The 21,379-nt window shown below is 68.9% G+C and carries 24 protein-coding genes and 1 pseudogene; 7 read left to right on the forward strand and 18 right to left on the reverse strand.

Going from position 1 to position 21,379, the window contains the following annotated elements:
* Positions 1–8 precede the first annotated feature (8 nt).
* On the reverse strand, positions 9–839 hold the full coding sequence (locus RQG77_RS17875) for a methyltransferase domain-containing protein (protein ID WP_311245942.1): 831 nt from the start codon (positions 837–839) through the stop codon (positions 9–11).
* 81 nt (positions 840–920) lie between these two features.
* On the opposite strand from RQG77_RS17875, the gene RQG77_RS17880 reads away from it, so the two are divergent.
* On the forward strand, positions 921–1,640 hold the full coding sequence (locus RQG77_RS17880) for a helix-turn-helix domain-containing protein (protein ID WP_311245943.1): 720 nt from the start codon (positions 921–923) through the stop codon (positions 1,638–1,640).
* Between the two features lie 16 nt (positions 1,641–1,656).
* On the opposite strand, the gene RQG77_RS17885 is transcribed toward RQG77_RS17880, so the two are convergent.
* From RQG77_RS17885 to RQG77_RS17920, 8 genes are all read right to left on the reverse strand, one after another.
* On the reverse strand, positions 1,657–2,508 hold the full coding sequence (locus RQG77_RS17885) for a hypothetical protein (protein WP_311245944.1): 852 nt from the start codon (positions 2,506–2,508) through the stop codon (positions 1,657–1,659).
* Between the two features lie 87 nt (positions 2,509–2,595).
* Entirely contained in the window at positions 2,596–2,769 is a 174-nt protein-coding gene (locus RQG77_RS17890; RefSeq protein WP_053098095.1) for a CsbD family protein, read from the reverse strand.
* Between the two features lie 100 nt (positions 2,770–2,869).
* Positions 2,870–3,082: a hypothetical protein gene (locus RQG77_RS17895; protein ID WP_311245945.1), complete on the reverse strand. Its 213-nt coding sequence runs from the start codon at positions 3,080–3,082 to the stop codon at positions 2,870–2,872.
* A 44-nt stretch (positions 3,083–3,126) separates the two neighbouring features.
* Complete coding sequence (locus RQG77_RS17900) at positions 3,127–3,741, reverse strand: hypothetical protein (protein WP_311245946.1); 615 nt, start codon at positions 3,739–3,741, stop codon at positions 3,127–3,129.
* Complete coding sequence (locus RQG77_RS17905) at positions 3,738–4,322, reverse strand: DUF6286 domain-containing protein (RefSeq protein WP_311245947.1); 585 nt, start codon at positions 4,320–4,322, stop codon at positions 3,738–3,740. The genes RQG77_RS17900 and RQG77_RS17905 overlap by 4 nt, the downstream gene beginning before the upstream one ends.
* A complete protein-coding gene (locus RQG77_RS17910) occupies positions 4,319–4,711 on the reverse strand; it encodes a hypothetical protein (protein WP_311245948.1) in 393 nt (130 codons plus the stop codon). The genes RQG77_RS17905 and RQG77_RS17910 overlap by 4 nt, the downstream gene beginning before the upstream one ends.
* On the reverse strand, positions 4,711–4,899 hold the full coding sequence (locus RQG77_RS17915; protein WP_056512003.1) for a DUF2273 domain-containing protein: 189 nt from the start codon (positions 4,897–4,899) through the stop codon (positions 4,711–4,713). Before RQG77_RS17915 ends, RQG77_RS17910 begins: the two co-directional genes overlap by 1 nt.
* Positions 4,896–5,420, reverse strand: a complete 525-nt coding sequence (locus RQG77_RS17920; RefSeq protein ID WP_311245949.1) for an Asp23/Gls24 family envelope stress response protein — start codon at positions 5,418–5,420, stop codon at positions 4,896–4,898. Before RQG77_RS17920 ends, RQG77_RS17915 begins: the two co-directional genes overlap by 4 nt.
* Before the next feature lie 163 nt (positions 5,421–5,583).
* Between RQG77_RS17920 and RQG77_RS17925 the strand changes: the two genes are divergently transcribed.
* Positions 5,584–6,489, forward strand: a complete 906-nt coding sequence (locus RQG77_RS17925; RefSeq protein ID WP_311245950.1) for an SDR family NAD(P)-dependent oxidoreductase — start codon at positions 5,584–5,586, stop codon at positions 6,487–6,489.
* Between the two features lie 23 nt (positions 6,490–6,512).
* Here RQG77_RS17925 and RQG77_RS17930 read toward each other — a convergent pair whose 3' ends face one another.
* From RQG77_RS17930 to RQG77_RS17945, 4 genes and pseudogenes are all read right to left on the reverse strand, one after another.
* A complete protein-coding gene (locus RQG77_RS17930) occupies positions 6,513–7,328 on the reverse strand; it encodes a suppressor of fused domain protein (protein WP_311245951.1) in 816 nt (271 codons plus the stop codon).
* A gap of 108 nt (positions 7,329–7,436) precedes the next feature.
* On the reverse strand, positions 7,437–9,710 hold the full coding sequence (locus tag RQG77_RS17935; RefSeq protein ID WP_311245952.1) for a beta-galactosidase: 2,274 nt from the start codon (positions 9,708–9,710) through the stop codon (positions 7,437–7,439).
* 1,181 nt (positions 9,711–10,891) lie between these two features.
* Positions 10,892–11,053 (reverse strand): annotated as a pseudogene (locus RQG77_RS19390) (DapH/DapD/GlmU-related protein); the annotation flags it as partial.
* Positions 11,054–11,615: 562 nt separating this feature from the next.
* On the reverse strand, positions 11,616–11,987 hold the full coding sequence (locus RQG77_RS17945) for a DUF4406 domain-containing protein (protein WP_311245954.1): 372 nt from the start codon (positions 11,985–11,987) through the stop codon (positions 11,616–11,618).
* A gap of 70 nt (positions 11,988–12,057) precedes the next feature.
* Here RQG77_RS17945 and RQG77_RS17950 point away from each other — a divergent pair, with 70 nt between their 5' ends.
* Positions 12,058–12,807 carry a DeoR/GlpR family DNA-binding transcription regulator gene (locus tag RQG77_RS17950; protein ID WP_311245955.1) on the forward strand — a complete coding sequence of 250 codons (750 nt, stop codon included), beginning with the start codon at positions 12,058–12,060 and terminating at the stop codon, positions 12,805–12,807.
* Between the two features lie 125 nt (positions 12,808–12,932).
* On the opposite strand, the gene RQG77_RS17955 is transcribed toward RQG77_RS17950, so the two are convergent.
* Together RQG77_RS17955 and RQG77_RS17960 are read right to left on the reverse strand one after the other, a co-directional pair.
* Positions 12,933–13,604 (reverse strand): GPP34 family phosphoprotein, encoded by a 672-nt coding sequence (locus RQG77_RS17955; protein ID WP_311245956.1) that lies wholly within the window; start codon positions 13,602–13,604, stop codon positions 12,933–12,935.
* Positions 13,605–13,907: 303 nt separating this feature from the next.
* On the reverse strand, positions 13,908–14,552 hold the full coding sequence (locus tag RQG77_RS17960) for an aquaporin (protein ID WP_311245957.1): 645 nt from the start codon (positions 14,550–14,552) through the stop codon (positions 13,908–13,910).
* Positions 14,553–14,762: 210 nt separating this feature from the next.
* Between RQG77_RS17960 and RQG77_RS17965 the strand changes: the two genes are divergently transcribed.
* Together RQG77_RS17965 and RQG77_RS17970 are read left to right on the forward strand one after the other, a co-directional pair.
* Entirely contained in the window at positions 14,763–16,169 is a 1,407-nt protein-coding gene (locus RQG77_RS17965) for an APC family permease (RefSeq protein WP_311245958.1), read from the forward strand.
* The gene (locus RQG77_RS17970; protein WP_311245959.1) at positions 16,156–16,398 is read left to right on the forward strand and encodes a multidrug transporter; all 243 of its coding nucleotides are present in this window, start codon (positions 16,156–16,158) and stop codon (positions 16,396–16,398) included. The genes RQG77_RS17965 and RQG77_RS17970 overlap by 14 nt, the downstream gene beginning before the upstream one ends.
* A gap of 43 nt (positions 16,399–16,441) precedes the next feature.
* On the opposite strand, the gene corA is transcribed toward RQG77_RS17970, so the two are convergent.
* Positions 16,442–17,458: a magnesium/cobalt transporter CorA gene (corA, locus tag RQG77_RS17975; protein ID WP_311245960.1), complete on the reverse strand. Its 1,017-nt coding sequence runs from the start codon at positions 17,456–17,458 to the stop codon at positions 16,442–16,444.
* Positions 17,459–17,502: 44 nt separating this feature from the next.
* Positions 17,503–18,780, reverse strand: a complete 1,278-nt coding sequence (locus RQG77_RS17980) for a serine hydrolase domain-containing protein (protein ID WP_311245961.1) — start codon at positions 18,778–18,780, stop codon at positions 17,503–17,505.
* Positions 18,781–18,869: 89 nt separating this feature from the next.
* Here RQG77_RS17980 and RQG77_RS17985 point away from each other — a divergent pair, with 89 nt between their 5' ends.
* Both RQG77_RS17985 and RQG77_RS17990 read left to right on the forward strand, forming a co-directional pair.
* Positions 18,870–19,184: a DUF2470 domain-containing protein gene (locus RQG77_RS17985; RefSeq protein WP_311245962.1), complete on the forward strand. Its 315-nt coding sequence runs from the start codon at positions 18,870–18,872 to the stop codon at positions 19,182–19,184.
* 54 nt (positions 19,185–19,238) lie between these two features.
* A complete protein-coding gene (locus RQG77_RS17990; protein WP_311245963.1) occupies positions 19,239–19,886 on the forward strand; it encodes a biliverdin-producing heme oxygenase in 648 nt (215 codons plus the stop codon).
* A gap of 14 nt (positions 19,887–19,900) precedes the next feature.
* Here RQG77_RS17990 and RQG77_RS17995 read toward each other — a convergent pair whose 3' ends face one another.
* Positions 19,901–21,295 carry an AAA family ATPase gene (locus RQG77_RS17995; RefSeq protein WP_311245964.1) on the reverse strand — a complete coding sequence of 465 codons (1,395 nt, stop codon included), beginning with the start codon at positions 21,293–21,295 and terminating at the stop codon, positions 19,901–19,903.
* Positions 21,296–21,379 lie beyond the last annotated feature (84 nt).

Here is a 21,379-nt window from a genome sequence, read left to right on the forward strand (position 1 = left end):
TGCGGCGCTCACTTCACGGTCGCGGTCACCAGCAGGTACTCCCAGTCCATCGCGCCGCCGTCGAGGTGGCGGTCGCCGAGCGCGGCCAGAGCGTCATCCAACTCGCCGCGCCGTTCATCGTCGTCGCCGATCCCGCGGTAGGCCGCCGCCGTGGGTCCGTAGAAGTCCCGGAAGAAGTCCCGGAACGCAGCGCCGGACCCGAATCTGTCGACCGACAGCCGCCGACGCTCCATCGTCAGATCGGTCACGCGGTCTCCGAGCAGCTCGCGCACGTGGTCCTCGCTGCCCCAGAGCGGTGGCGGCTGCACTCCTGCGGGAGGTGCGGGGACGAACTGCTTCAGCGTGGCGAACAGCTGACCGACGAAACCCTCGGGGGTCCAGTTGATCAGTGCCAGACGGCCACCCGGGCGCACGACCCGGGTCAGTTCGCCGGCCGCGACCTCGTGGTGCGGTGCGAACATGACGCCGACGCACGAGAGCACCGCGTCGAACGAGTCGTCGGCGTAGGGCAGCGCCTCGGCATCCGCCTCTTCGAAGGTGAGCTCTACGCCCTGACGCGCGGCATCGGCGCGTCCGATCTCGAGCAGCTCGGGCGTGAGGTCGCTGGCGACCACGGATGCTCCCGTACGCGCGGCCGCGATCGACGCGTTGCCCGTGCCGGCGGCCACATCGAGCACCCGTTCACCGGGCCTGACGCCGCTTTCGGCGACGAGAACCCTGCCGAGTTCGGGGATCACCTCACGCGCGACGGCGGCATAGTCGCCGAGCGCCCAGACGATCCTATGCTTCGCCTTCAACGCGCGATCCGCATCGGTCTGAAGGTCTGTCGTGCTGTTCATGATGGGCTCCTCTGCCTTGTGCCCCTCACGCTACGAAGCCCCCGCAGACCGCTCTAGTATCGGATCTGTACCGGGTCTATCGTGAGCCTCGTGGGCGCCCCGTATTACCAGTTCTGCCCCGTCGCCAAGGCGATGGAGCTGCTGGACGAGCGGTGGACGATGCTCCTGCTGCGAGAGCTGCTGCTCGGCACCGAGCACTTCAACGACCTTCGCCGGGGCCTCCCCCGCATGTCACCCACGCTGCTGTCTCATCGGCTCGACCAGCTGCAGCGCGCGGGACTGATCGAGCGCATCGCCCAGGGCACCGACGTGCGATACGTGCTCACACCGGCGGGCGCCGAGCTGCGGCCCGTCGTCGAGCAGCTCTCGGCCTGGGGCGTTCGGTGGATCGGCGAACTCGGCGACGCCGATCTCGACCCCAAGCTGCTGCTCTGGGACATGCACCGCAACATCGACCACGAGTCCGTTCCCGATGCACGCACGGTGATCGCCCTGCACTTCACGGACGCGAGTCCGGCGCGGCGTCGGTGGTGGCTGGTCATCCACGACGGGGATGCCGACGTGTGCGACGCCGACCCCGGTTACGAAGTCGCGATCGAGGTGCGCTGCTCACTGCGCTCCCTGACCCGGTTCTGGCGCGGCGACATCGAGTGGACGACGCTGCTGCTCGCGGACGACGCCACGACGACGGGCCCGAGTCACCTGCGGCGAGCGCTGCCGTCGTGGTTCATCCGCCCTGGGTATGCCGGGGTGCCGCGCGTGGGTGCTGCGGTGGGGGCCGTGGTGGGGGCGCACCGCTGAGGCGCGGCCGACCCCGCTACCCCTCATCGCTGTCGAGGAAGACGCCGACACGGTCGCCGTCGAGCACGAACTGGAGCGCGACGCCCGAGGGATAGCGCTCGATCAGCTGTGCCGGCATCTCCGCGTCGATCAGCACCTCGACCTCAGCCGGGAACGCACCGATGCTGCATGCCGCGTACATCGGCCCGCTCGAGTACGACGATCCGTCGTTCGAGCCCTCGTCCGGCACATCGACCGTCCTGACGACCGAGATGCAGCGGTTCTCCGACGACCGGTCGCCCGATTCCGAGACCCACCCCGGGCTCTCGAAGACGGTCAGGCCGAAGAACTCGGCGGCGGCGACGTCGGTCTCCGCCCCGAACCACCCCGGGGGCACGGCTCCGGTGCGCGACAGTTCGAGGGTCTCGATCTGCGGCGCGTCTGCCGATGACGAGACCGACGGGATCGACGTCAGCGCGAACGTCACGGCGGCGGCCACGGCAGCGGCTGCCACGACCGATGCCACCCACAACGGCGTCCGCCAGCTCGCGAGACGTGACCGCCAGTCGGCGTCCTCTGACGGCTCATCGTGCGCGACGGGGTCGCCCCAGAGCGAATCGTCACCCAGTCGATCGAGCAGCTCGTCGCTCGCGCGGGACTCATCGGCAGCAGGGATCACGAGACGCAACTCGGCGGCGGCATCGGGGGCGTCGAGAGCGATCGCCCCTCCCTCTCTGAGTCGGGCGGGCGACGCAGCACGCGACGACTCGAGCTCCTGCAGCCGGCGGAGGGCAGCCGGGTCCGTCGCGATGTCGGCGTGAGGGCCGTACGCGCGAGCCCGAAGCTCCCGCAGTTCCTCCTCCGCAGCGGCATCCTTCCCGGCATCCATCCCGGCATCGTCTCACGCCGACTACCGCGCGCACAGCAACGGGCGGGTGGAGGTGTGAATCACCCTCCACCCGCCCGCGCCGGAGTGTTACTTCTTGAAAGCGTCCTTGACGTTCTCGCCGGCCTTCTTCGCGTCGGCCTTGACCTGGTCGGCCTTGCCTTCGGCGGCGAGCTTGTCGTTGTCGGTCGCGTTGCCGATCGCTTCCTTCGCCTTGCCGGCGATGTCCTGAGCGGCGTTCTTGATCTTGTCGTCGAGTCCCATGAGGAGCTCCTTTCGTGAGGGTGATCGTTGACTTCGGGAGGATTCCCGACGTCTTATCGCCGTTGCTCTTCGCGACCGACGATAAGTGTGTGGACGGGTGTCAGCGGCGCACCCGATCGAGCGCCTTCTCCGCAGCCTTGGCCGCCTTCTTGGCGGTCTTGGCGCGTTCCTTCTTCGCCTTGGGGTCGTTCCACATCCGTACGAGCTGATGCCGGACCGACTCGCCCTTGTTCACCTGCACGGTCGCCGACCGGCTGCCCAGGATGTAGGCGACGAAAGCCACGGCGCCGATGAAGAGGATCTTGTTTCGCATGATGCTGGTTCCTGCTTCCTGAGAGTGAGGGCGACGGCCGGTGTTCACGACAGTCGACGCTGGTCGTGGGCGAGACGCGCACGGAGTCCGGTGTGGATCGAGACGTAGGTCTCGGTGTCACGGCCGGTCAGCGTGGCGAGGTTGGTGAGCAGCCGGTCGACGTGATCGACGAGCTCGCGCGGGTCGGTGTTCTGCCGCGGCGTGACCGCCACGTGCAGCACGGGAGTGTTTCGGATGTCGTTCGCCGTGACCTGCGCCGAGAGGATCTCGTCCCGCGTCGCGAGCGAGTTCTTCACGGCATCCGACACGAAGGACTCGGTGACGGTGACCCGACCGAGCGGGTTCTGCGCACCCGTCGAGCGGAACGCCGTCTTCGAACGACGCCCGGCGATGCTGGTGAGCGCGAGGATCAGAAGCACGACGACCACGAGGATCGCCGCGACGGCGCCGATTCCGATCCATGAGAGGCCGCCGCCCGCGATGGCGGTGGCGGCGATCGCCTGGTCGAGCCACGAGCGGGCGTTCTCACCGGCCGACGTCCAGATGTCCGTCGCGGTGGGCCAGCTCATGATCGCGATGCCGACTGCGCCGAGGCCCAGGAACAGCAGTCCGATGATCAGCAGCAGTGTGCGGTTCAGTGCACGGTTGGTGTTGTTCACAGCTCGTCCTCCTGCTCGGTGGGGCGCTCGATGCGCACCCGGGTGCGGACGCTTCTGGTGAGTCGGTACGTCTGCAGCTCGGCTTCGGCGGCGGACTGCACCGCATTCTTGTCGAGCGGGATCCCGGCGCCCGGGCGCACGGTGACGTCGACTCCGCGGTGGCCGACACCCACGGTGATGTTGTCGCGGGCGAGGCCCGTCTCCTCCGAGAGGTGCTGGGCGAGAGCGCTGGCGATCACGCCGTTGTCGACGACGACGGCCCGGTCACCCGCTTCGAGGGTGTGCTTCGACAGGCGCCCAGGCGTCAGGGCGAGTACGAGGAAGACGATCCCGATCAGGGCGAGCACGACGCTGCCGGCGATCACGAGTCCGGCCGGCTGCGCGGTGGGCAGACCCACGATCCATCCGCCGGCCGCGGCGGGACCGAGCAGGAGCGCGGGCTGGGCCGCGAGGCTCAGCACGATCTCGAGCCCGATGTAGGCCAGGGCGAGGATGAGGAGGATGACCGCCACGAACATCGCGACGGTACGCGGTGAATGCGTCTCGCGTCGGACGACGCGACGAAGAACAGGGGTGCTCATCGCACTCGTCTCCTCTCGGGGATGGTCGCACCGGTGATGGTGAGGGTGATGCGGGTGACGTCGCGTCCGAGGACGTCGGTCAGGTTCCGCTGCAGCTGCTCCTGCAGCTGGCGGGCCCGATCGAGCACGGGGACGCTCTGGGAGATCGCGACGTTGTCGTCGAGATCGGGAACGGGAAGCGGTGTGGCGATGCGCACCGCGATCCCGCCGGGGTGTTCGGTCACGTCGACCTTCACGTCACCGCGCGGGACACCGATCAGGGTTGCGGACGCCTGTTCGGTGACCGTGCGGTAGACGCGCTCTTTCACGTCGACGCGACCAGGGACGGTGGCCTCGGTGGCGGCCCCGACGGGGCCGCCACCGGCGGCGAAGTGCTGGTCGGCGCGCATCAGGAGGTGCGCCGCCCGGTGAAGGCGTCCGCGAGACCGCGGACGTCGAGCTTGCCGGACGCGATCCGACCGATGAGCGCCCCGATGCCGGCGAACAGAGCCATGAGCAGGAAGCCCCAGAATCCGAACATCAGCGCCGCGAGGGCGAGGAGGGCGCCGATCAGGGCACCCGTGGTGGTGGGGGTCATGAGACGCGCGACTCCTCGTTCTCGTTGCTGTCGTCGCCGGGCACGTGCACGTCGTTGACCTCGACGTTGACCTCGACGACCTCGAGGCCGACCAGGCGGCTGATCGCTCCGGCGACGGCGGCGCGGACGTTGTTCGCGACCTCTTGGATGGGCGCGGGGTACTCGACGACGATGGTCAGGTCTGCGGCGGCCTGCGTCTCGCCGACCTCGACCTTGACGCCCTGCGAGAGGTCGGTGGCGTTGATCACGTCGCGGATAGCGCCGAAGGCGCGTGCTCCACCGCCACCGAGCGCGTACACGCCGGCGACCTCACGGGCGGCGATGCCGGCGACCTTGGCCACGACGCCGTCGGCGATGGTGGTCTTGCCCGCGGCATCCGAGTCGGCGGGGATCCGCGACGTCGAGAAGCTGGAGGAGCGGTCCACGCGCGAGGTGGACGCTGCCGGCTTCGGTGCGGCGGAAGTCTGGGCCAGTTCCTTCTCGGCGGGGCTGGCGGAGGTGTTCTGATCCTGAGTTGCCATGACGGTTCCTTCGTCTCACGGGGTTCCGGTTGCGAGACCTGATGGCCTCACCGGGAGCGTGTGTTGGTCGCTCATGGATAGGACGTGCGGCGGCACGGATTCGTCACAGATCCGTCGGAGAATTCTGTCGAGGCCCCCTTTAACGCCACATAGGTTGGAGGACATGACCTCCTCCGCGACGGGAATCCCCGACCCCCACGGCCGCACGATCCTCGTCACCGGGGCGAACGCCGGCATCGGCTACTGGTGCGCCGAGATCCTCGCCGCGCACGGTGCACGGGTGCTGCTCGGATGCCGGTCGACCGAGCGCGCAGAGGTCGCCGCCTCATCGATCCGCGCTCATGCGCCGGGCGCGGACCTCGGCGTCCTCTCGGTCGATCTCGGCTCTCTCACGAGCATCCGAGCAGCAGCCGCCTCGCTCGTTGAGCGCGTCGACGCGGTGATCTGCAACGCGGGGGTCAAGGCGGCGGATCGCGACGCGCGCACCACCGACGGACTGGATCTGATGGTGGGCACGAACTTCGTCGGGCACTTCGCCCTGCTCGCACAGCTCGGGCACGTGCTCGCCGACGATGCCCGGGTCGTGGCGGTCGGCTCGCTCGCTCACCGCTTCGCGGAGATCGATCCCGCGACGCTCTCACAGCCGTGGACCGGAGCCTCCCTGCGTCAGTACGGCCGCTCGAAAGCAGCGCTCATGGCCTTCGCCTTCGAGCTCAACCGCCGCTGGCGGGGCACGGCGCGCTCGGCGCTGTGCGCGCACCCCGGCTACGCCGTGGACCCGCTCACTCCGCATCGCGACGGACTCGCCGACGTCTCCGGTGCGACGCGGGCGTTCGCCTCGCTGAGTCGCGCGCTCGTGCAGGGAAAGGATGCCGGAGCCGCACCGATCGTGCATGCGGCCGTCGCGGCAGACGCCACCGGCGGCGACTACTGGGGCCCCGGAGGTCTGCTCGAGTTCCGCGGAGCGCCCAAGCGGGTCACCGCGAGCGAGCAGGTGCGCTCGGTCGACGTGGGGGCCGAGCTGTGGTCCGCCGCAGAGCACATGGCCGGCGTCCGCTTCTCGATCTGACCGCGTGACGCGCGGAGACGCGGCTAGTCGTCTTCGAGGACGTATGCCCCGGAGGCGTCGGTGAACAGCCCGGTCTGGCCGGACTTCGCCTCGCGCACGAAGGTCGCGACCCACGGGAAGCGGGCGACGAGCGAGTCGACCGACCATATCTCGTGATTCGCGGAGTCGTTCATGTACTCCTCGGACTCGAGCCCCGTGACCGACTGCAGGTCGCTGCCCGTGAACGTGATCCAGCGGGGCGGATGCTCGGCATGCAGCTTCGACAGGAAGACGGGGGCATTGCCCGCGATCCCCGGAGACGAGGCGGCGTCGTCGCGCGTGACGTCCAGCAGAGCATCCACCGACCCCGCCTCCGCGACCAGGGCGTCCCACCCCTTCGCCGAGGCGAAGCCGGCCTCGGCATCCGTGAGCATCCGGAGCGTGCGGACATGCCCGACCACCGTTCCGTCATCGGCGCGGACCTCGTCGAACGACGCGCCCCAGCGCGAGGGCGTCACCATGATCGCCGAGATCCGAGTGCCGGTGAGGAACGGCTCGCTGTTGCGCCACGGGGCACCGACCGGGGGCACCCGCCGGTTCGTCGCCATGTCGTCGCACACGATCCCGAGCGCCACGCGCGCGGCACCCTGCTGGCCGTCGAGCACCTCGACCGCCAGCTCGACGCGCTCGCCCGAGTCGGTGGGCATCAGCGAGGCGCCCGAGGTCATGATCGTGATCGGGCCCCCGGCCGGCCGCTTCTCGACCACCCGGATCGCACCGCCGATGCGGTCTTCCCACGCGATGGGATCCGCGCCGAGCGCATCGAAGACATGGCGGGGGAACTCGAGTCCGTCGGTCATCGCCCCAGTCTCACAGGGAGTCGCAGGGCGTGGCAACGGGCCCGGCCCTCCCCGGCCCGCGCGGCACTGCGCCTTCTCGGCTGGGCGCATGACCCTGTCGTCGTGGAGTCAGCGCTCTGACGTCCAGCGCGACGACACGACTCGATCGATGCGGACGACAGCCCCGAGGCGCCCCGCCGCATCGACGCGCTCGCGCACGGATGCGTCGAGATCGATGACGCTGTGGGCCGCGATCGGCGCGATGTGCAGGGTGAGATCCGCACCGGGAGCGAGTTCGGTGACGTCGATGCGCCAGGTCAGGCCGTCCCAGAAGCGATCCCCGATCACGACGCCGTCCGCACGAAGCTGCGCGACATCGCCCTCCCAGTCGACGACGAGCTCGACGAGATCTCCCGCCGACCGGTCGTGCGGCGCGGGCGGCACGATCCGCCAGACACCGGCGACGTCGTCGAACTGCGCGCTGTCGGGCGCTGCCGACCTGCCCATCGATTCGCCGTAGCGCGCCGGGGCATCGCCCACGGGGCGCAGCTCCTCGACCATCACTCGGGTCGATCCCGGCCGCGCGTGGGTGCGCAGGACCAGCGGGGTGAACTCCTCGCCACTCCAGATGAGGGCCGTCGGCTCGCGGTCCGCACGCACCACGAGGTCACCGGCTTGTCGCCAGACGGCATCCGTCGAGTCGATCAGGTCGGCGCCGAGGTACCAGAGCCGCTCGGCTCGCTCCTCGTCGACCACGAGGATGCGCAGGGCACCGTCGATCACCAGGACATCACCCGGGTCGAGATCGAGCGGCGCCGCTGCATCCACCTCGACCCCCTGAAGGCGGGCGCGGGTTCCCGCCGCCAGCTGCATCCTGGCGGGGAGGCCGTCGTGCGCACGGAGTACCAGCGTCGGCACCTCGCCGTCGACCATTCCGGCGACGGATGCCGTCGCCCACTCGACGCGGACACCCGCGACGTCGATCCGCAGCGGCCAGCGACCGATCACCCCGCTCGGGACGTCGATCGGGCGGTCGGGGACCACCAGGTCGCCATCGGCGAAGGGGATGCGGAACTGCACACCGGTCGAGCCCGACAGCGGCTCGTGCGGCTGGTGGGTGTTGACGAACAGGAAACCGCTCGCTCCATCGCCGCGCACCGCCCACCGCAGCGAGTCGAGGTCGTGCACGTCGACGGGGGCATCGTCGGGAAGAGAGCTGAACGTGTCAGCGAGGTACGGGCCGAAGGCCGAGAGGAACGCGTTGTGATCGCGCAGCACGCCCAGGCTCGGGCCGGGACGACCCGTGGCGCCGAGCGCCGCCTGGAAGTCGTAGTCGAAGCGCGGCAGGTCGTTCGGGTACCCCGTGGCCAGGCTCTCCTGCAGCCCGTCCCCGGGGTTCACGCCTCCCGCGTACATGTAGAAGCCCTGCCACGCCGACCCGTTGCCGATCTTCACATTGGCGAGGGCGGCGATGTCCCGCCCTCGCGCGATCGGCCGCCGGTGATACGCGGTCGCCATGCCTCCACCGAGCTCGCACGTCGCCGGAGGGAACTCGGGATCGATCGGACGCACGACGATCTCGGCACCCTCCTCGCGGAAGTCGCCACCCACACCCGGGTCGTCCCAGACGTGCGTGAACCGGAAGTGATCGCGGAAGCTGTCGTCCCAGGTCGAGCCCTGACCCGCCCAGAAGCCGTCGGCATACCCGCTGTAGAGCGGAAAGACGTCGTGGGGCGGCAGCATCGCACCGCCCCACCCCGTCGCCGTCCACAACGGGGCCGAGAGACCGACCTGCTGCGCGACGACCTTCAGAGCGGCGATGTGATCGGGCTGGTCGTGGAGCTCGTTCTCGAGCTGGATGCCGACCACCGGCCGATCCGGGCCGCAGAACGGCCGCACCTGTTCGGCGATGCGTTCGTACCAGTCGCGCACCAGCGCGAGGTATTCGGGATCGTTCGTCCGTGCGCGACCGCCGAGGGCTGAGACCACCCAGTCCGGATGACCGCCGTTTCGGACCTCTCCGTGGCACCACGGGCCGATGCGAAGGATCACGTCGATGCCCACCCGCTCCGCCGTCTCGACGAAGGCCGCGACGTCGAGGTCGCCGTCGAACCGCACCTGACCGCGTTCGCGCTCATGGTGGATCCAGAACACGTATGTCGAGACCGAGGTGAGTCCGGAGGCGACGAGAAGCCGCAGCTGCTCCTCCCACCGCCGGCGCGGGATCCGACTGAAGTGCATCTCGCCGGTCACCGGCACCGTCGGTGACCCATCGACCTCGATCCACCGACTCGTCAGACGCAGCCGCTCGTGCGGGTCCTCGGTGTTGCTCATGGCCGGCTCGATGAGCGGGGGCCGGTCATCGAGGAGCCGGATGGTCCGAAGCGACGATGTCACGGTCATGGTCTTCCTTCGAGGGGCGTCTCTTGTGCCGGGAATGCCGCCTCATCGAGAGGGATCCCCCGCGCCGGCTCCGGGCGATGGATGCCGCGCGGCCGGTACTCGAGGGCATCGGACTCGCCGAGCAGGTCGGCGAGAATCCAGACGATCGAGAGCCACATCTCGGTGCCCTGAAGCCCCGGTGCCGAGGGGCCGGTGAGTCCGCTCGTCGACGACGGGGCCTGGAAGCCGAATCCCTCACCGTCGACCCAGTTGCCGAGCGCTGCGTCGAGAAGGTTCGAGGCGAGCGTGCGGATCTCGTCGGATCGATAGGTGCCGGTCTGCGGGCGCAGCAGCCAGAGCGGATGCGCGACATCGAGGACGTTGCAGGCGTTGAGGCTCTCCGGCTCGAAGAACCGCGCGTCCCGTGTGTGCGCGAGCACGGTGTCGACAGCACGCTCGGCGCAGGGCAGCGGAACCCCGAACTGGGCGAAGCTGCCCCGTGTCAGCCGGTAGTAGCCGTTCACGATCTGCAGCAGACCGTCCTCCACCCGAGGGTGACCCCACATTCCGGTCGCCGGATCGACGTGGGTGAACAGCCAGCCGAAGTACGCCTCGAACGCGCCCCGCTCGCCGTGGTCGAGGTTCCATAGCAGCGCGGTCCCGAGCGCATCCACGTCGTGACCCGCGCCCCACGCCCGGGTGCGCCATGAGCGGCTCCCGAGGAAGTCGACCACGTCGTCGCCCGACATCTCGGCGACGGAGCGGATGGCGTGCGGGAATCGTGCGCCGAGGAGGTCGAGCGCATATCCGACGCACTCGACGTGATACGCCGCCTCGCCGTCGTTCAGGTCGATCCCCGGAGCGGGCGTCTCGATCACGCCGTCCACACCGAGGCTCGGGACGAGACCGGTCTCAGGATCCTGATACGACTGCAGCCGGGCGATCTGTGCCTCGACAGGGAGCTGATCCGGCGCTCGTCCGAGCAGCAACGCACTGATCTCGATCGCGTCGCACTGCGCGCGGACGGTCGGTGCGGCATCCGGCCTGTCGACGAAGAGCCCGTCGGCGACCTGCGGGTTCCAGGAGCGGGCGAGGATGGCGGGGGCCTGCACTCTGGCGGTGCTTGCGAAGCGCGCGAGGCGGCCGGGGAGGGATTCGGGCTTCGTCTGCACCGGTTGCGGCGTCTGCTGTGCTGTCGGCGCGAAGCGCGAGCGGATGACCCGCGCCGGATTCCCGCCGACGATCGCCCCGGGCGGCACGTCCTTCGTGACGACCGCACCCGCGGCGAGGATCGACTTCTCGCCGACGGTGATCCCGTCGAGCACGGTCACGTGCGAGCCGATCCACACGTCGTCTCCGATCACGATGCCCTTGGTGGTGAGCGGCTGCCGGAAGATCTCGATCTCGGTGTCTGCGAAACCGTGGTTGAAGCCGATGATCGACGCGAAGGCACCGATGCGCACGGCGTCGCCCATGCGGATGTCTCCCCTGACGATCGCCGACGGGTTGATCGTGCAGTCCCTGCCGGTGCGCACCTTTCCGGTGACGTATGCGTTCGCGGCGATGTACGTGCGATCTCCGAGCTCGAGGCTGTCGGTCTGCACCGCCGCGAACGCCGAGACGAAGGTTCGCTCGCCGAGGACGTGATCCGGTCTGGCGCCGACGAGGGCGTGCTGCAGCGCGAGCTGGCCCTTCTTCTGCTCGTCGGACGCATCGGTCCAGAACGACCACGGCGAGTAGTCGAAATGAGTGCGATCGAACGGGAGGCCGGCCTCGGATCCGGTGGTCATGTCTGCCTCTCGGGTCGTGATCCGGCTTCACCCACATCGGGAAAGCGTTTACTGGGCAATCTACGCCACCTGCGGGAAGCGGGCAATGCGCGAGCGGAGGCGGGCACTCCCCACCTCCGCTCCGACGTGGTTCACGCTACGCAGCCACGTCCTCCCGCATCGGGATCTCGTCGATCGAGTGATACACCGGCAGCCCGCGCTCGAGGGCGATCTTGACGTCCTTGTCGGCGCCGGCGGATTCGCCGGGCAGCCGCAGCACGGCGTCGCAGTGCTGCAGCAGTCGGTGGGCGGTCTCGTACATGACGTCGCCGTCGGCGGCATCCGTCTCGTCCATCCCGCGGAGGATCGGCAGGGCGACCCATTCGCCGATCATCGGCACGTGGCCCCGGCGGTGGATGGGGGCCGCAGCCTCTTCGAGGCGCTCGAGGTTGCGGGCGATCAGAGTGGGGTCCCCGCCGGTTCCCGAACGGTAGGGGCCGGCGATGAGAATCAGGAGTGGAGTTGTCATGGAGAAGACTGTAACGTTAACCGTGCAAGAACGTGCAACTTCGTGAATGAGCGAGTAGAGAGGGAGTCGGATGCTGGGCGCACAGCGCAAGGACCATCTGCGGGAGATCCTCCGCAGAGACGGCCGCGTGGTCGCGAAGGACGTCGCCCTCGACCTCGGCGTCTCGGAGGACTCGATCCGACGTGACCTGCGAGAACTCGCCGACGCCGGCGAGATGGTGCGCGTCTACGGCGGAGCCCTGCCGGTGCCGCCCGCTGACCGACCCGTCGATCAGCGCGCCTCGCTCGCGACGGAGAGCAAGGAGCGGGTCGCCCGTCGCGCGGTCGACCTGGTCGCCCCGGGCTCGACGATCGTCCTGGATGCCGGCACGACGACCCTGGCGATGGCCCGGGGGCTCCCTCGCGGCGCCGACCTCACGGTCATCACGCCGAGCCCCGCGATCGCCCTGGCCGTGGCCGAGCACTCCGACGCCCGCATCGTGATGATCGGCGGCGAAATCGCGCGCTTCTCGATGGTCGCGAGCGGCCCGCTCGCGATGGAAGCCGTGCAGTACCTCGCCGCCGACCTGTTCTTCCTGGGCGTGACGGGCATCGACCCGGCGCGCGGCCTGACCACCGGCCACCTCGACGACGCGGTCACCAAGCGGGCGATCGCCGCACGCTGCGCGCAGACGTTCGTGCTCGGCAGCGAGGAGAAGATCGGTGCGACCTCGCAGTATCCGGTCCTCGACCTCGACGCCGTCGCGGGCGTCGTCGTCGACCCCCGCGATGCGAATCCCGTTATCGAGGAGCTCGCGGGGCGGGTGTCGGTGCTGCGCTGACGGGCTCCTCAGCGCAGGGCGCATCCGGGCACGGATTCGGACGGATGCCGCCGACACGCCGTCGCGAGCCTCCTCGCCTCGGCGCGGTGTCGGCGAGCTCCGAAGCTGTGCCCGCCCCGAGCGGGTCAGGTGATCGTCGCCGCCACGATCGTCGGGGTCATGATGGCCACCATCGCGGCGGTGATCGCATCATTGACGGCCTTCGCGACGGCATCCCCTGCGGCCGAGCCTGCCGTGAGGTCCTCGATCCTCCGCTTGAGGTCGCGCGCGGACATCCCTTCGCACTGGTCGCGAAGAATCGCGTGGGCGGAGTTCAGATTCTGCAGGATCGAGAGCAGCGCCAGATCGGCCTGGGTCGGCGCACCCGTGCCGGCGATCACGGCGGCGAGCCTCGCACGCAGCACCTGCTCTGGCGTGGAGTCGGATTCAGGCGTGCGGGCGGAACCCCAGCCGAAGAAGCCGCGTTCTCCGCGGATGAGCACCCCCTGCACGACCAGCGACTCCACGACGACCTCGAGCGGATCGAGCTTCGGACGCGTCACGAGCGACTGCAGGCGCTTGCCGTTCAGCGGCACGAGACGCGCGAGAGTCGCATCGAGGATCGGATTGCCCGTCGGCTCGGTCGACACGATCTCGACGGTCGGGTTCTTGCCCTCCGAGACGACGACGCGTCCGTGCAGGGCGAGGTCGACGATGACCGCGGCGATCTCGCCATAGAGGCGGTTCACGCTCACGGCACTCTCGACGCGACCATCAGGCCGGAGAAGCAGCATGTGGAGTTCTTCGACGATCAGCATGCATCCACGCTATGACGGCGCTTCGCGACTCGGCATCCCCCGGACGGATGACTTCGGATGCCGCCGCCGGCCCCTCCCGTCGCAGTTCGCGCCGCCCCTCGGCGCTCCCGTCGCAGTTCGTGCCGCCCACGCGCCAGTTGCGCGGCACGAAGTGCGACCGGAACAGCACGGCATGGCACGAAGTGCGACCGGAACAGCACACGAACGCACGAACGCACAAACGCACGAACGCACGAACGCACGAACGCACGAACGCACGAACGCCGCGCCCTCCGGGGAGGACGCGGCGTTCGATGAAGAGGGTTACGCGCCGATCTTCTTCGCGTCGTCCGTGTTGAGCAGACGGAAGAGCAGGGCCGCGATGACTGCACCGACGACGGGAGCCGCGATGTAGAGCCACAGCGAAGCCCAGTCGAAGTAGCCGCCGACCGAGAGTCCCAGCGCCACGGCCGGGTTGAAGCCGCCGCCCGAGATCGAGCCGACTGTGGCCGCACCGATGAACACGGTGGCACCGATCGCGAGGCCGTAGAACGAGTTGCCTTCGGTGTCCTTCGAGGTCGCGGTGTTGAGCACGACCCAGACGAGGATCAGCGTGAAGAGCGCCTCGACGAAGAACGCCGGGCCGACCTCGACGACCATGGCCTCACCGCCGCTGGGCCACACGGCGAGGCTGGCCAGGGCGGCGAGTGCGCCACCGACGAACTGCGCCACGAGGTAGGCGATGAGGTCGACGACGCTCAGGCCGCCGCGCAGGAAGACACCGACCGAGACGGCAGGGTTCAGGTGGGCGCCTGAGATGTGACCCGTCGAGTAGACGAGCACCATCAGGGTGAAGCCGATCGCGAGCGGCGTCAGCGGGCTCTCGCTGTTCACCGCGGCGATGATGCTGAGGACGAAGAGGAAGGTCGCGAGCGCTTCGGCGAGCGCCTTGCGAGGAGTACCGGTCATGTGTGTGCCCTTTTCTGAGAGTTGGCGAAAGGCGACCCCCGCCCGCCACCGCACTCCAGCCGACGCACCTTCCGGTTTCGCGACCGAATCTAGCGACGGCGCACACCCCGCAGACGCGCGCCGCGCGGACTTTCTGTGAAATTCCTGTACACGCTCTGCGCGGCTGTCAACCCCGTCGCCACCGAGTCAGGGCCTTTCTAGAGTTCGGGGATGACCTCCGACACCGCTCAGACGCACGAGGAGCCGACCCGGCTGCGTCGCGCCATCACCGGCCCGCTGCTGTTCGCGTTCATCCTGGGCGACGTCCTCGGGGCGGGAATCTACGCGCTGATGGGGGTGCTGTCCGAGAAGGTCGGCGGGATGCTGTGGGCCCCGCTGCTGCTCGCGCTTCTCCTCGCCCTGCTCACCGCCGGCTCGTATGCGGAACTCGTCACGAAGTACCCCCGTGCAGGCGGGGCGTCGGTGTTCGCCGAGCGCGCGTTCCACAGCCCTGTCGTATCGTTCCTCGTCGGATTCAGCATGCTGGCCGCCGGCGTCACGAGCGCGGCCGGTCTCGCGATCGCCTTCGCCGGCGACTACCTCGGCACGTTCTTCGACCTGCCGACGATCCCGGTCGCCATCGCGTTCCTCGCCGTCGTCGCCGCACTCAACGCCCGCGGCATCCGCGAGTCGCTCGGTGCGAACCTCGTGATGACGGCGATCGAGCTCAGCGGTCTGGTGATCGTGATCGTGGTGGTCGGCATCTTCGTGGCCGGAGGCGGCGGTGACGCCTCGCGACTGACCCAGACGCCCGAGGGCACACCGGTCGCCCTGGCAGTCCTCGGCGGAGCGGTGATCGCATACTACTCGTTCGTCGGCTTCGAGACCTCCGCCAACATGATCGAAGAGGTCAAGGATCCGCGACGCACCTACCCCCGAGCACTCTTCGGTGCACTGTTCACAGCCGGCGCGGTCTACGTGCTGGTGGGCGTCGCGAGCTCGATCGCCCTGCCGGCATCGGAGCTTCAGGAGTCGAGCGGTCCGCTGCTCTCGGTCGTCGAGGCGGCGGGCGCGAGCATCCCCTCCTGGCTGTTCAGCCTGATCGCGCTCCTGGCCGTCGCGAACGGAGCGCTGCTGACGATGATCATGGTGAGCCGTCTGACCTACGGCATGGCGGAGCAGAACCTGCTGCCGTCGGTGCTCGGTCGAGTGCTCCCGAACCGCAAGACGCCGTGGGTCGCGATCCTCACCACCACCCTCGTCGCGATGGGGCTGACCCTGGTCGGCGATCTCGCGACGCTCGCCGAGACGGTCGTGCTGCTGCTCCTGTTCGTGTTCCTCAGCGTCAACGTGTCGGTGCTCGTGCTGCGGCGCGACAGGGTCGAGCACGATCACTTCCGCATCTGGACCGTCATCCCCGTGCTCGGCATCGGCTCATGCCTCCTGCTCCTGACGCAGCAGCGCCCCGTGGTCTGGCTGTTCGGCGCCATCCTGCTCGCGGTCGGCGGAGTCCTCTACCTGCTCGCCCGCTGGGGCCGCAAACGCTCCGCGTCACGCGACCACTCGTCCGCCACCACCGAAATCCCCGAAGCCACTCACACCCCTGACACCCCCGAGGAGAACCATGAGCACGCCTGACCAGACCCCCGACGAGGCCATGACGAGCGAAGAGAAGCGTCATGACCAGCTGACCGCGGCACCGGATGCCACCGAAGCCGACGCCGCACCTCGCATCGAGGTGTCGGAGCACGACGGCAACACGCGCATCGACATCGCTCCGGATGCCGCGGTGCGCCCGGGCCCCGGCCCCGGCGTCGAGACCGAAGACGAGCCGGAAAACGAGACCGAGACCGAGCCTCGGGACTAGATCCTCAACCCTGGCGACGTTCGGCGCGCCCGGAATCGAGTGGTTACAGCCAGCCCTTGCGCTTGAAGACCCAGTACAGGCCGAAGCCCATCCCCACCATCAGCGCGATCGCCATGGGGTATCCGAACGCCCAGTGCAGCTCGGGCATGTGGTCGAAGTTCATGCCGTAGACGGTGCCGACGAGGGTCGGTGCGAACAGGATCGCCGCCCAGCCCGAGATCTTCTTGACCTCGTCGTTCTGACGGATGCTCAGCTCCGTCATCCGGGTCATCTCCTCGTTCTGACGCCGTGCCACGATCGTGGACTCGACGGTCAGCGCGTTGTCGAGCACGGTGCGGAACGTGTTCGCTCGCTCGGAGACGCGCAGGGTGTGGTCGAGCACGTCGCGCAGGTAGCGCTGCAGCTCCTCGTCGACCTGGTATTTCGCAGAGCCGCGCAGCAGCGCATCGAGCATGCCCGCCAACGGCTGCACCGCCCGCTGGAAGTCGATGACCTCTCGCCCCAGCTCGTAGATGCGCTGCGTCGCGTCGACGCCGTCTTCGAAGAGCTGGCTCTCGATCTCGTCGATGTCGTTCTCGAGGCCTGCGAGCACCGGCGCGTACTCGTCGACGACCTCGTCGAGGATCGCGTAGAGCACGGCCTCGGGGCCGAGTTTCAGCAGGGCGGGGTCACCCTCCAGGCGACGACGGACGCGTCCGAGGTCGGGGGACTCCGCATGCCGGATGGTGACGACGAAGTCTTTGCCGACGAGCACATGGATCTCGCCGAACTCGACCTCTTCTGAGGCATCGAGATAGCGAGCCGAGCGGAGCACCATGAACAGCACGTCGCCATAGCGCTCGAGCTTCGACCGCTGATGACCCGACAGGGCGTCCTCGACGACCAGAGCGTGGATGCCGAACTCGTCGGCGACCTCGCGGATCTCGGCCTCACTCGGACGGTACAGCCCGATCCAGCTCAGTCCGCCGCGCTCCCGCATCGCCTCGAAGGTCTCGCTGAGGCTCCGCGGGTTGTCGGTGCGGACACCGTCGACGTAGATCGCGTTGTCGATGATCGCCATCGGCTTCCCTTCCGTCCGGTCGGGCCGCGGCTCGACGCCCGGTCTCAGCCCTCAGCGGGTGCGACGCAGGGGATCGCCGATGCGGTGATCGCTTCGTGGTACTGCTCGGCGGTGAACGGCAGCCCGAACTCAGGTGCGGTCTGGCCCTCGGCCGCCGGCGCCTTGGAGGCGATGGCCGCGAGCTCCCACGCGAGGTACGCGGCGGTCGTGCCACCGGTGGTCGAGTCGTTCAGTGACACCGCGACCGTGAATCCGGTCGCAGGATCGGAGTAGGCGGCGGTCTGGTACCCGGGGGTCCAGCCGTACTGACCGACCATCGAGCCGACGAGGACCGCTCCGCCGGTGGCCTGCAGCCACGACGGCGCGTCTGCAGCGACCGGGAGCGGGCTCGCGAAGCGGTCAGGCGTCTGCTCGGTGCGTAGCGTCGCTTCTGCCTGTGCGTAGCGGCCGAGGTCCTCGATCGTCGATACCACTCCGGAGTCGGTGAATCCGGTGCTCGACGAGAGCGTCGTGATGTCGACGGGCGCAGCGCAGTTGTAGCCGCCCTCGACCGGCGAGAGGTAGTGCCCGTTCATGACGGGCCCTGTGGAGGGGGCCGCTGCCGCGGCGGCCGGCAGTGACGTGTTCGCGAGACCGAGCGGTTCGGCGACGTACTCGGCGATCAGCTCGGAGGCCGACATGCCGGAGGCGCGCTCGAGAGCAAGACCGAGCAGCAAGTAGGCGGTGTCGGAGTTCGAGTACGTGGTGTGGGCGGCACCTCGCGCGGCACCGAGGCCATATGAGGCGAGCTCGAGCGGAGCCCACACACGCTCGGGGGTGTTCATCCACGCCGACCTGGCGGTGGCCTCGGACGAGCCCAGTCCGGACGTGCCGTTGCACAGGTCGAGCAGGGTGAGATCCTGCAGGTTCGGAACGCCCGAGACGTAGTCCGGCACGGGGTCGTCGAGGTCGACGACCCCGTCATCGACCAGGCCGTAGAGCACGTCGCACGTCATGAGGCGCGTCACGTCGGCGACGCGGAAGGCCATGTCCGTGCTGATCTCGTCACCCTCACCCGGTTTCTGCGTGCCGACTCCTGTGACCCAGCTGCCGCTCCACGGAACCCAGACGCCGACGACGGCGCCGGAGGCACCCGAGGCGGTCAGCGCGTTGGCGACGGCCGCGTCCATGGCGGCGACGGTGTCGTCGGGCAGGGCGCCGTCGACCTGAGCCGGCGGCTCATAGCTGAATTCCGGATCGGATGTGCATCCGGTGAGGAAGAGCCCGAGCACGGCTGCGCCGGCCGCTGCTGCGCGGAACCTGCGCGACGAGAGAAGCTGCATGAAAGGGGACCCCCGGAAGACGTGTCTCCCGAGTCTAGAACGCCGTTCCTGAAAGATCGCATCGTCGGGGCCCGTTTAGGGTGATCATCATGCCCCACACCTTCGATGCCGACGTCGTCTCCGCGATCCTGCGCCACATGAACGGCGACCACACCGACGACAACATGCTGATCGCGCGCGCCTTCGCGCCTGCCGACGGCGGCGAGATCACGGATGCCGTGATGACGGGGCTCAACGGCGACGGCGGTGTCTGGGAGGTCACCCGCACCGGGGTCTCCTCGGAGCTGCGCGTCGCGTGGCCCTCCGCCCCCATCAGCGATCGGCCCGCCGTGCGCCGAGAGGTCGTCGCCCTCTACGAGCTCGCCTGCGAGAAGCTCGGCGTGGAGCCGCGCCCGCACGCGTGACGCTCTGAGATCTCGGGGTTTCGCCAGAGGTAAGGCAACCCTTACACTGGGCACATGTCCGAGATCCTGTCCTTCTCCGCCGCCCTTCGCGAGCGCTCCTCCGGCTCGCACTCGCGCAGCGAGGGCGCAGGCTTCATGTCCGACCTGCTCAAGGGCGAGGGCTCGCGCGAGGACTACATCGCGCTCGTCGCACAGCACTACTTCATCTACGAGGCTCTCGAGTCGGCGGGTGACCGCATGCGTCAGGATGCGGTGGCATCCGTCTTCATCAGCGACAAGCTGACCCGCCTGCCGGCGCTCGAGGCCGACCTCGAGTTCCTGCTCGGCGCCGACTGGCGCGACGAGATCACAGCCCTCCCGACCACGCAGCGCTATGTCGAGCGCATCCGCCAGGTCGGCGCGACCTGGGCCGGCGGCTTCGTCGCGCACCACTACACGCGCTACCTCGGCGACCTCTCGGGCGGCATCTTCATCGGACGCGTGATGGCACGCCGCTTCGGCTTCGAGACCAACGGCATCGGGTTCTACCTGTTCGACGACATCGCCGACCCGTCCGCGTTCAAGGACGTCTACCGCGAGCAGCTCGACGCCGCTCCGTGGGACGACGCTGAGCGCGAGCGCGTGATCGACGAGGTCCTCCTCGCCTACCGCTTCAACACCGAGCTGTTCGAAGACCTCGACCGCGCCCGCGTCGCGGCCTGAGAGAGGTTCCTGCCTCAGCCCTTGCCGACCTCGGGGGTGGATGCCGCGAGCCACGCGTCGCGCATGAAGCGGCGCACGTCCTCGTCGACCCGGATGTCGCTCGGTCGCAGCGCCCTCGACAGGTAGAGCCCGTCGAGGGAGGTGAGACGGGAGAGCGCGACGTACGTCTGCCCCGGCGCGAAAGCACCCGAGCCCAGATCGATGATCGCGCGGTCGTAGGTCTTGCCCTGCGACTTGTGGATCGTGACCGCCCACGCAAGACGCAGCGGGAACTGCGTGAACTCCGCGACGACATCACGGGTCAGCTTCTTGGTGCTCGGCTCGTACGAATAGCGGAACCGCTCCCAGACCGCGGGGTCGACGTCGACCTCCTCGCCGTCGATCTCGACGCGCACCGTCTCTCCGAGGATGCGGACGACAGTGCCGATCGTGCCGTTCACCCATCGGGGCGGCTCACCCGACATCGAGGTGTCGTTGCGCAGGAACATCACCTGCGCGCCGATCTTGAGCTTCAGCTCCGACTCGGCGGGCAACGAGGCCTCACCCTTTCCGAACTCGCCGCTGACCTCGGCCCGCGCCGTCTGCTCCTTGCCGGGGAGGGCTGCCAGGTGGCGGCTGTTGATCGTGTTCACGATGTCGTTGCGGGTGGCGAGGGTGATCATCGGCACCTCGCCCGGCTCGGGGTCGGGAGGCGTGCGAGCACCCTGCGTGTTGAGCACGCCGGCGATCTCGGCGGTGACCCTGCCGTAACGCACGGCGTTCAGCATCGCCTTGAAGCCGTCATCCGACTGGCGATGGATCTGCACGAGCTCCCGCACGTGCAGCTCGGCACGCGTGTCGACCGCGAAGAGGCCGCCGTCGTCGTCCGGGGCCTCGCCGCCGGCGGCTCCTGCCCAGACCTTGGCGTCGAAGAACCAGAACGAGCGGTAGTGGTCCTTCACGTAGCGCAGCTCGTCGCCCCGCGGAGGAACGGGGGCGAGTTGATACGGGTCACCGAACATGACGATCTGCACCCCGCCGAACGGGATGCCGCGCTTGCCCCGCGCCTGGCGCAGGGAGCGGTCCATCGCGTCCATGAGGTCGGCGTTGACCATCGAGATCTCGTCGATCACGAGCGTCTCGATCGCGTTCAGGATGCGGCGGGTGTTGTCGTTCTGATCGATGTCCGAGTCACCGATCAGACCGATCGGCAGTCGGAACAGCGAGTGGATCGTCTGCCCCTCGACGTTCAGTGCGGCGACCCCGGTGGGAGCGCAGATCGCGATCTGCTTCTTCGTGTTCCACGAGAAGTACTGCAGCAGCGTCGACTTGCCGGTGCCCGCGCGCCCGGTGATGAAGACGTGCTCACCGGTGTCCTCGATCAGCCGGAACAGCTCTTGCTGCTCTTCGGACAGGGCGGGAAGCGACACGGATCTCTCACACGGGACGACGGCGGAAAGCGCACGCGGAACACGCGCTCCCCCATGCTACGTGGCGCTGCGGCCCGGCATCCG

It is taken from the genome of Microbacterium sp. WCS2018Hpa-23, from assembly GCF_031843845.1.
Classification (GTDB): Bacteria; Actinomycetota; Actinomycetes; order Actinomycetales; family Microbacteriaceae; genus Microbacterium.

Coding starts and splice junctions, on each gene's coding strand:
- RQG77_RS17925 (WP_311245950.1), top strand. CDS start 5,584: ATGACCTCCTCCGCGACGGGAATCCCCGACCCCCACGGCCGCACGATC.
- RQG77_RS17955 (WP_311245956.1), bottom strand. CDS start 13,604: ATGCTGATCGTCGAAGAACTCCACATGCTGCTTCTCCGGCCTGATGGT.
- RQG77_RS17980 (WP_311245961.1), bottom strand. CDS start 18,780: ATGCAGCTTCTCTCGTCGCGCAGGTTCCGCGCAGCAGCGGCCGGCGCA.
- RQG77_RS17945 (WP_311245954.1), bottom strand. CDS start 11,987: ATGACAACTCCACTCCTGATTCTCATCGCCGGCCCCTACCGTTCGGGA.
- RQG77_RS17935 (WP_311245952.1), bottom strand. CDS start 9,710: ATGACCGTGACATCGTCGCTTCGGACCATCCGGCTCCTCGATGACCGG.
- RQG77_RS17985 (WP_311245962.1), top strand. CDS start 18,870: ATGCCCCACACCTTCGATGCCGACGTCGTCTCCGCGATCCTGCGCCAC.
- RQG77_RS17885 (WP_311245944.1), bottom strand. CDS start 2,508: ATGGATGCCGGGAAGGATGCCGCTGCGGAGGAGGAACTGCGGGAGCTT.
- RQG77_RS17905 (WP_311245947.1), bottom strand. CDS start 4,322: ATGAGCACCCCTGTTCTTCGTCGCGTCGTCCGACGCGAGACGCATTCA.
- RQG77_RS17920 (WP_311245949.1), bottom strand. CDS start 5,420: ATGGCAACTCAGGATCAGAACACCTCCGCCAGCCCCGCCGAGAAGGAA.
- RQG77_RS17915 (WP_056512003.1), bottom strand. CDS start 4,899: ATGACCCCCACCACCACGGGTGCCCTGATCGGCGCCCTCCTCGCCCTC.
- RQG77_RS17930 (WP_311245951.1), bottom strand. CDS start 7,328: ATGACCGACGGACTCGAGTTCCCCCGCCATGTCTTCGATGCGCTCGGC.
- RQG77_RS17910 (WP_311245948.1), bottom strand. CDS start 4,711: ATGCGCGCCGACCAGCACTTCGCCGCCGGTGGCGGCCCCGTCGGGGCC.
- RQG77_RS17895 (WP_311245945.1), bottom strand. CDS start 3,082: ATGCGAAACAAGATCCTCTTCATCGGCGCCGTGGCTTTCGTCGCCTAC.
- RQG77_RS17970 (WP_311245959.1), top strand. CDS start 16,156: ATGAGCACGCCTGACCAGACCCCCGACGAGGCCATGACGAGCGAAGAG.
- corA (WP_311245960.1), bottom strand. CDS start 17,458: ATGGCGATCATCGACAACGCGATCTACGTCGACGGTGTCCGCACCGAC.
- RQG77_RS17875 (WP_311245942.1), bottom strand. CDS start 839: ATGAACAGCACGACAGACCTTCAGACCGATGCGGATCGCGCGTTGAAG.
- RQG77_RS17890 (WP_053098095.1), bottom strand. CDS start 2,769: ATGGGACTCGACGACAAGATCAAGAACGCCGCTCAGGACATCGCCGGC.
- RQG77_RS17950 (WP_311245955.1), top strand. CDS start 12,058: ATGCTGGGCGCACAGCGCAAGGACCATCTGCGGGAGATCCTCCGCAGA.
- RQG77_RS17990 (WP_311245963.1), top strand. CDS start 19,239: ATGTCCGAGATCCTGTCCTTCTCCGCCGCCCTTCGCGAGCGCTCCTCC.
- RQG77_RS17965 (WP_311245958.1), top strand. CDS start 14,763: ATGACCTCCGACACCGCTCAGACGCACGAGGAGCCGACCCGGCTGCGT.
- RQG77_RS17960 (WP_311245957.1), bottom strand. CDS start 14,552: ATGACCGGTACTCCTCGCAAGGCGCTCGCCGAAGCGCTCGCGACCTTC.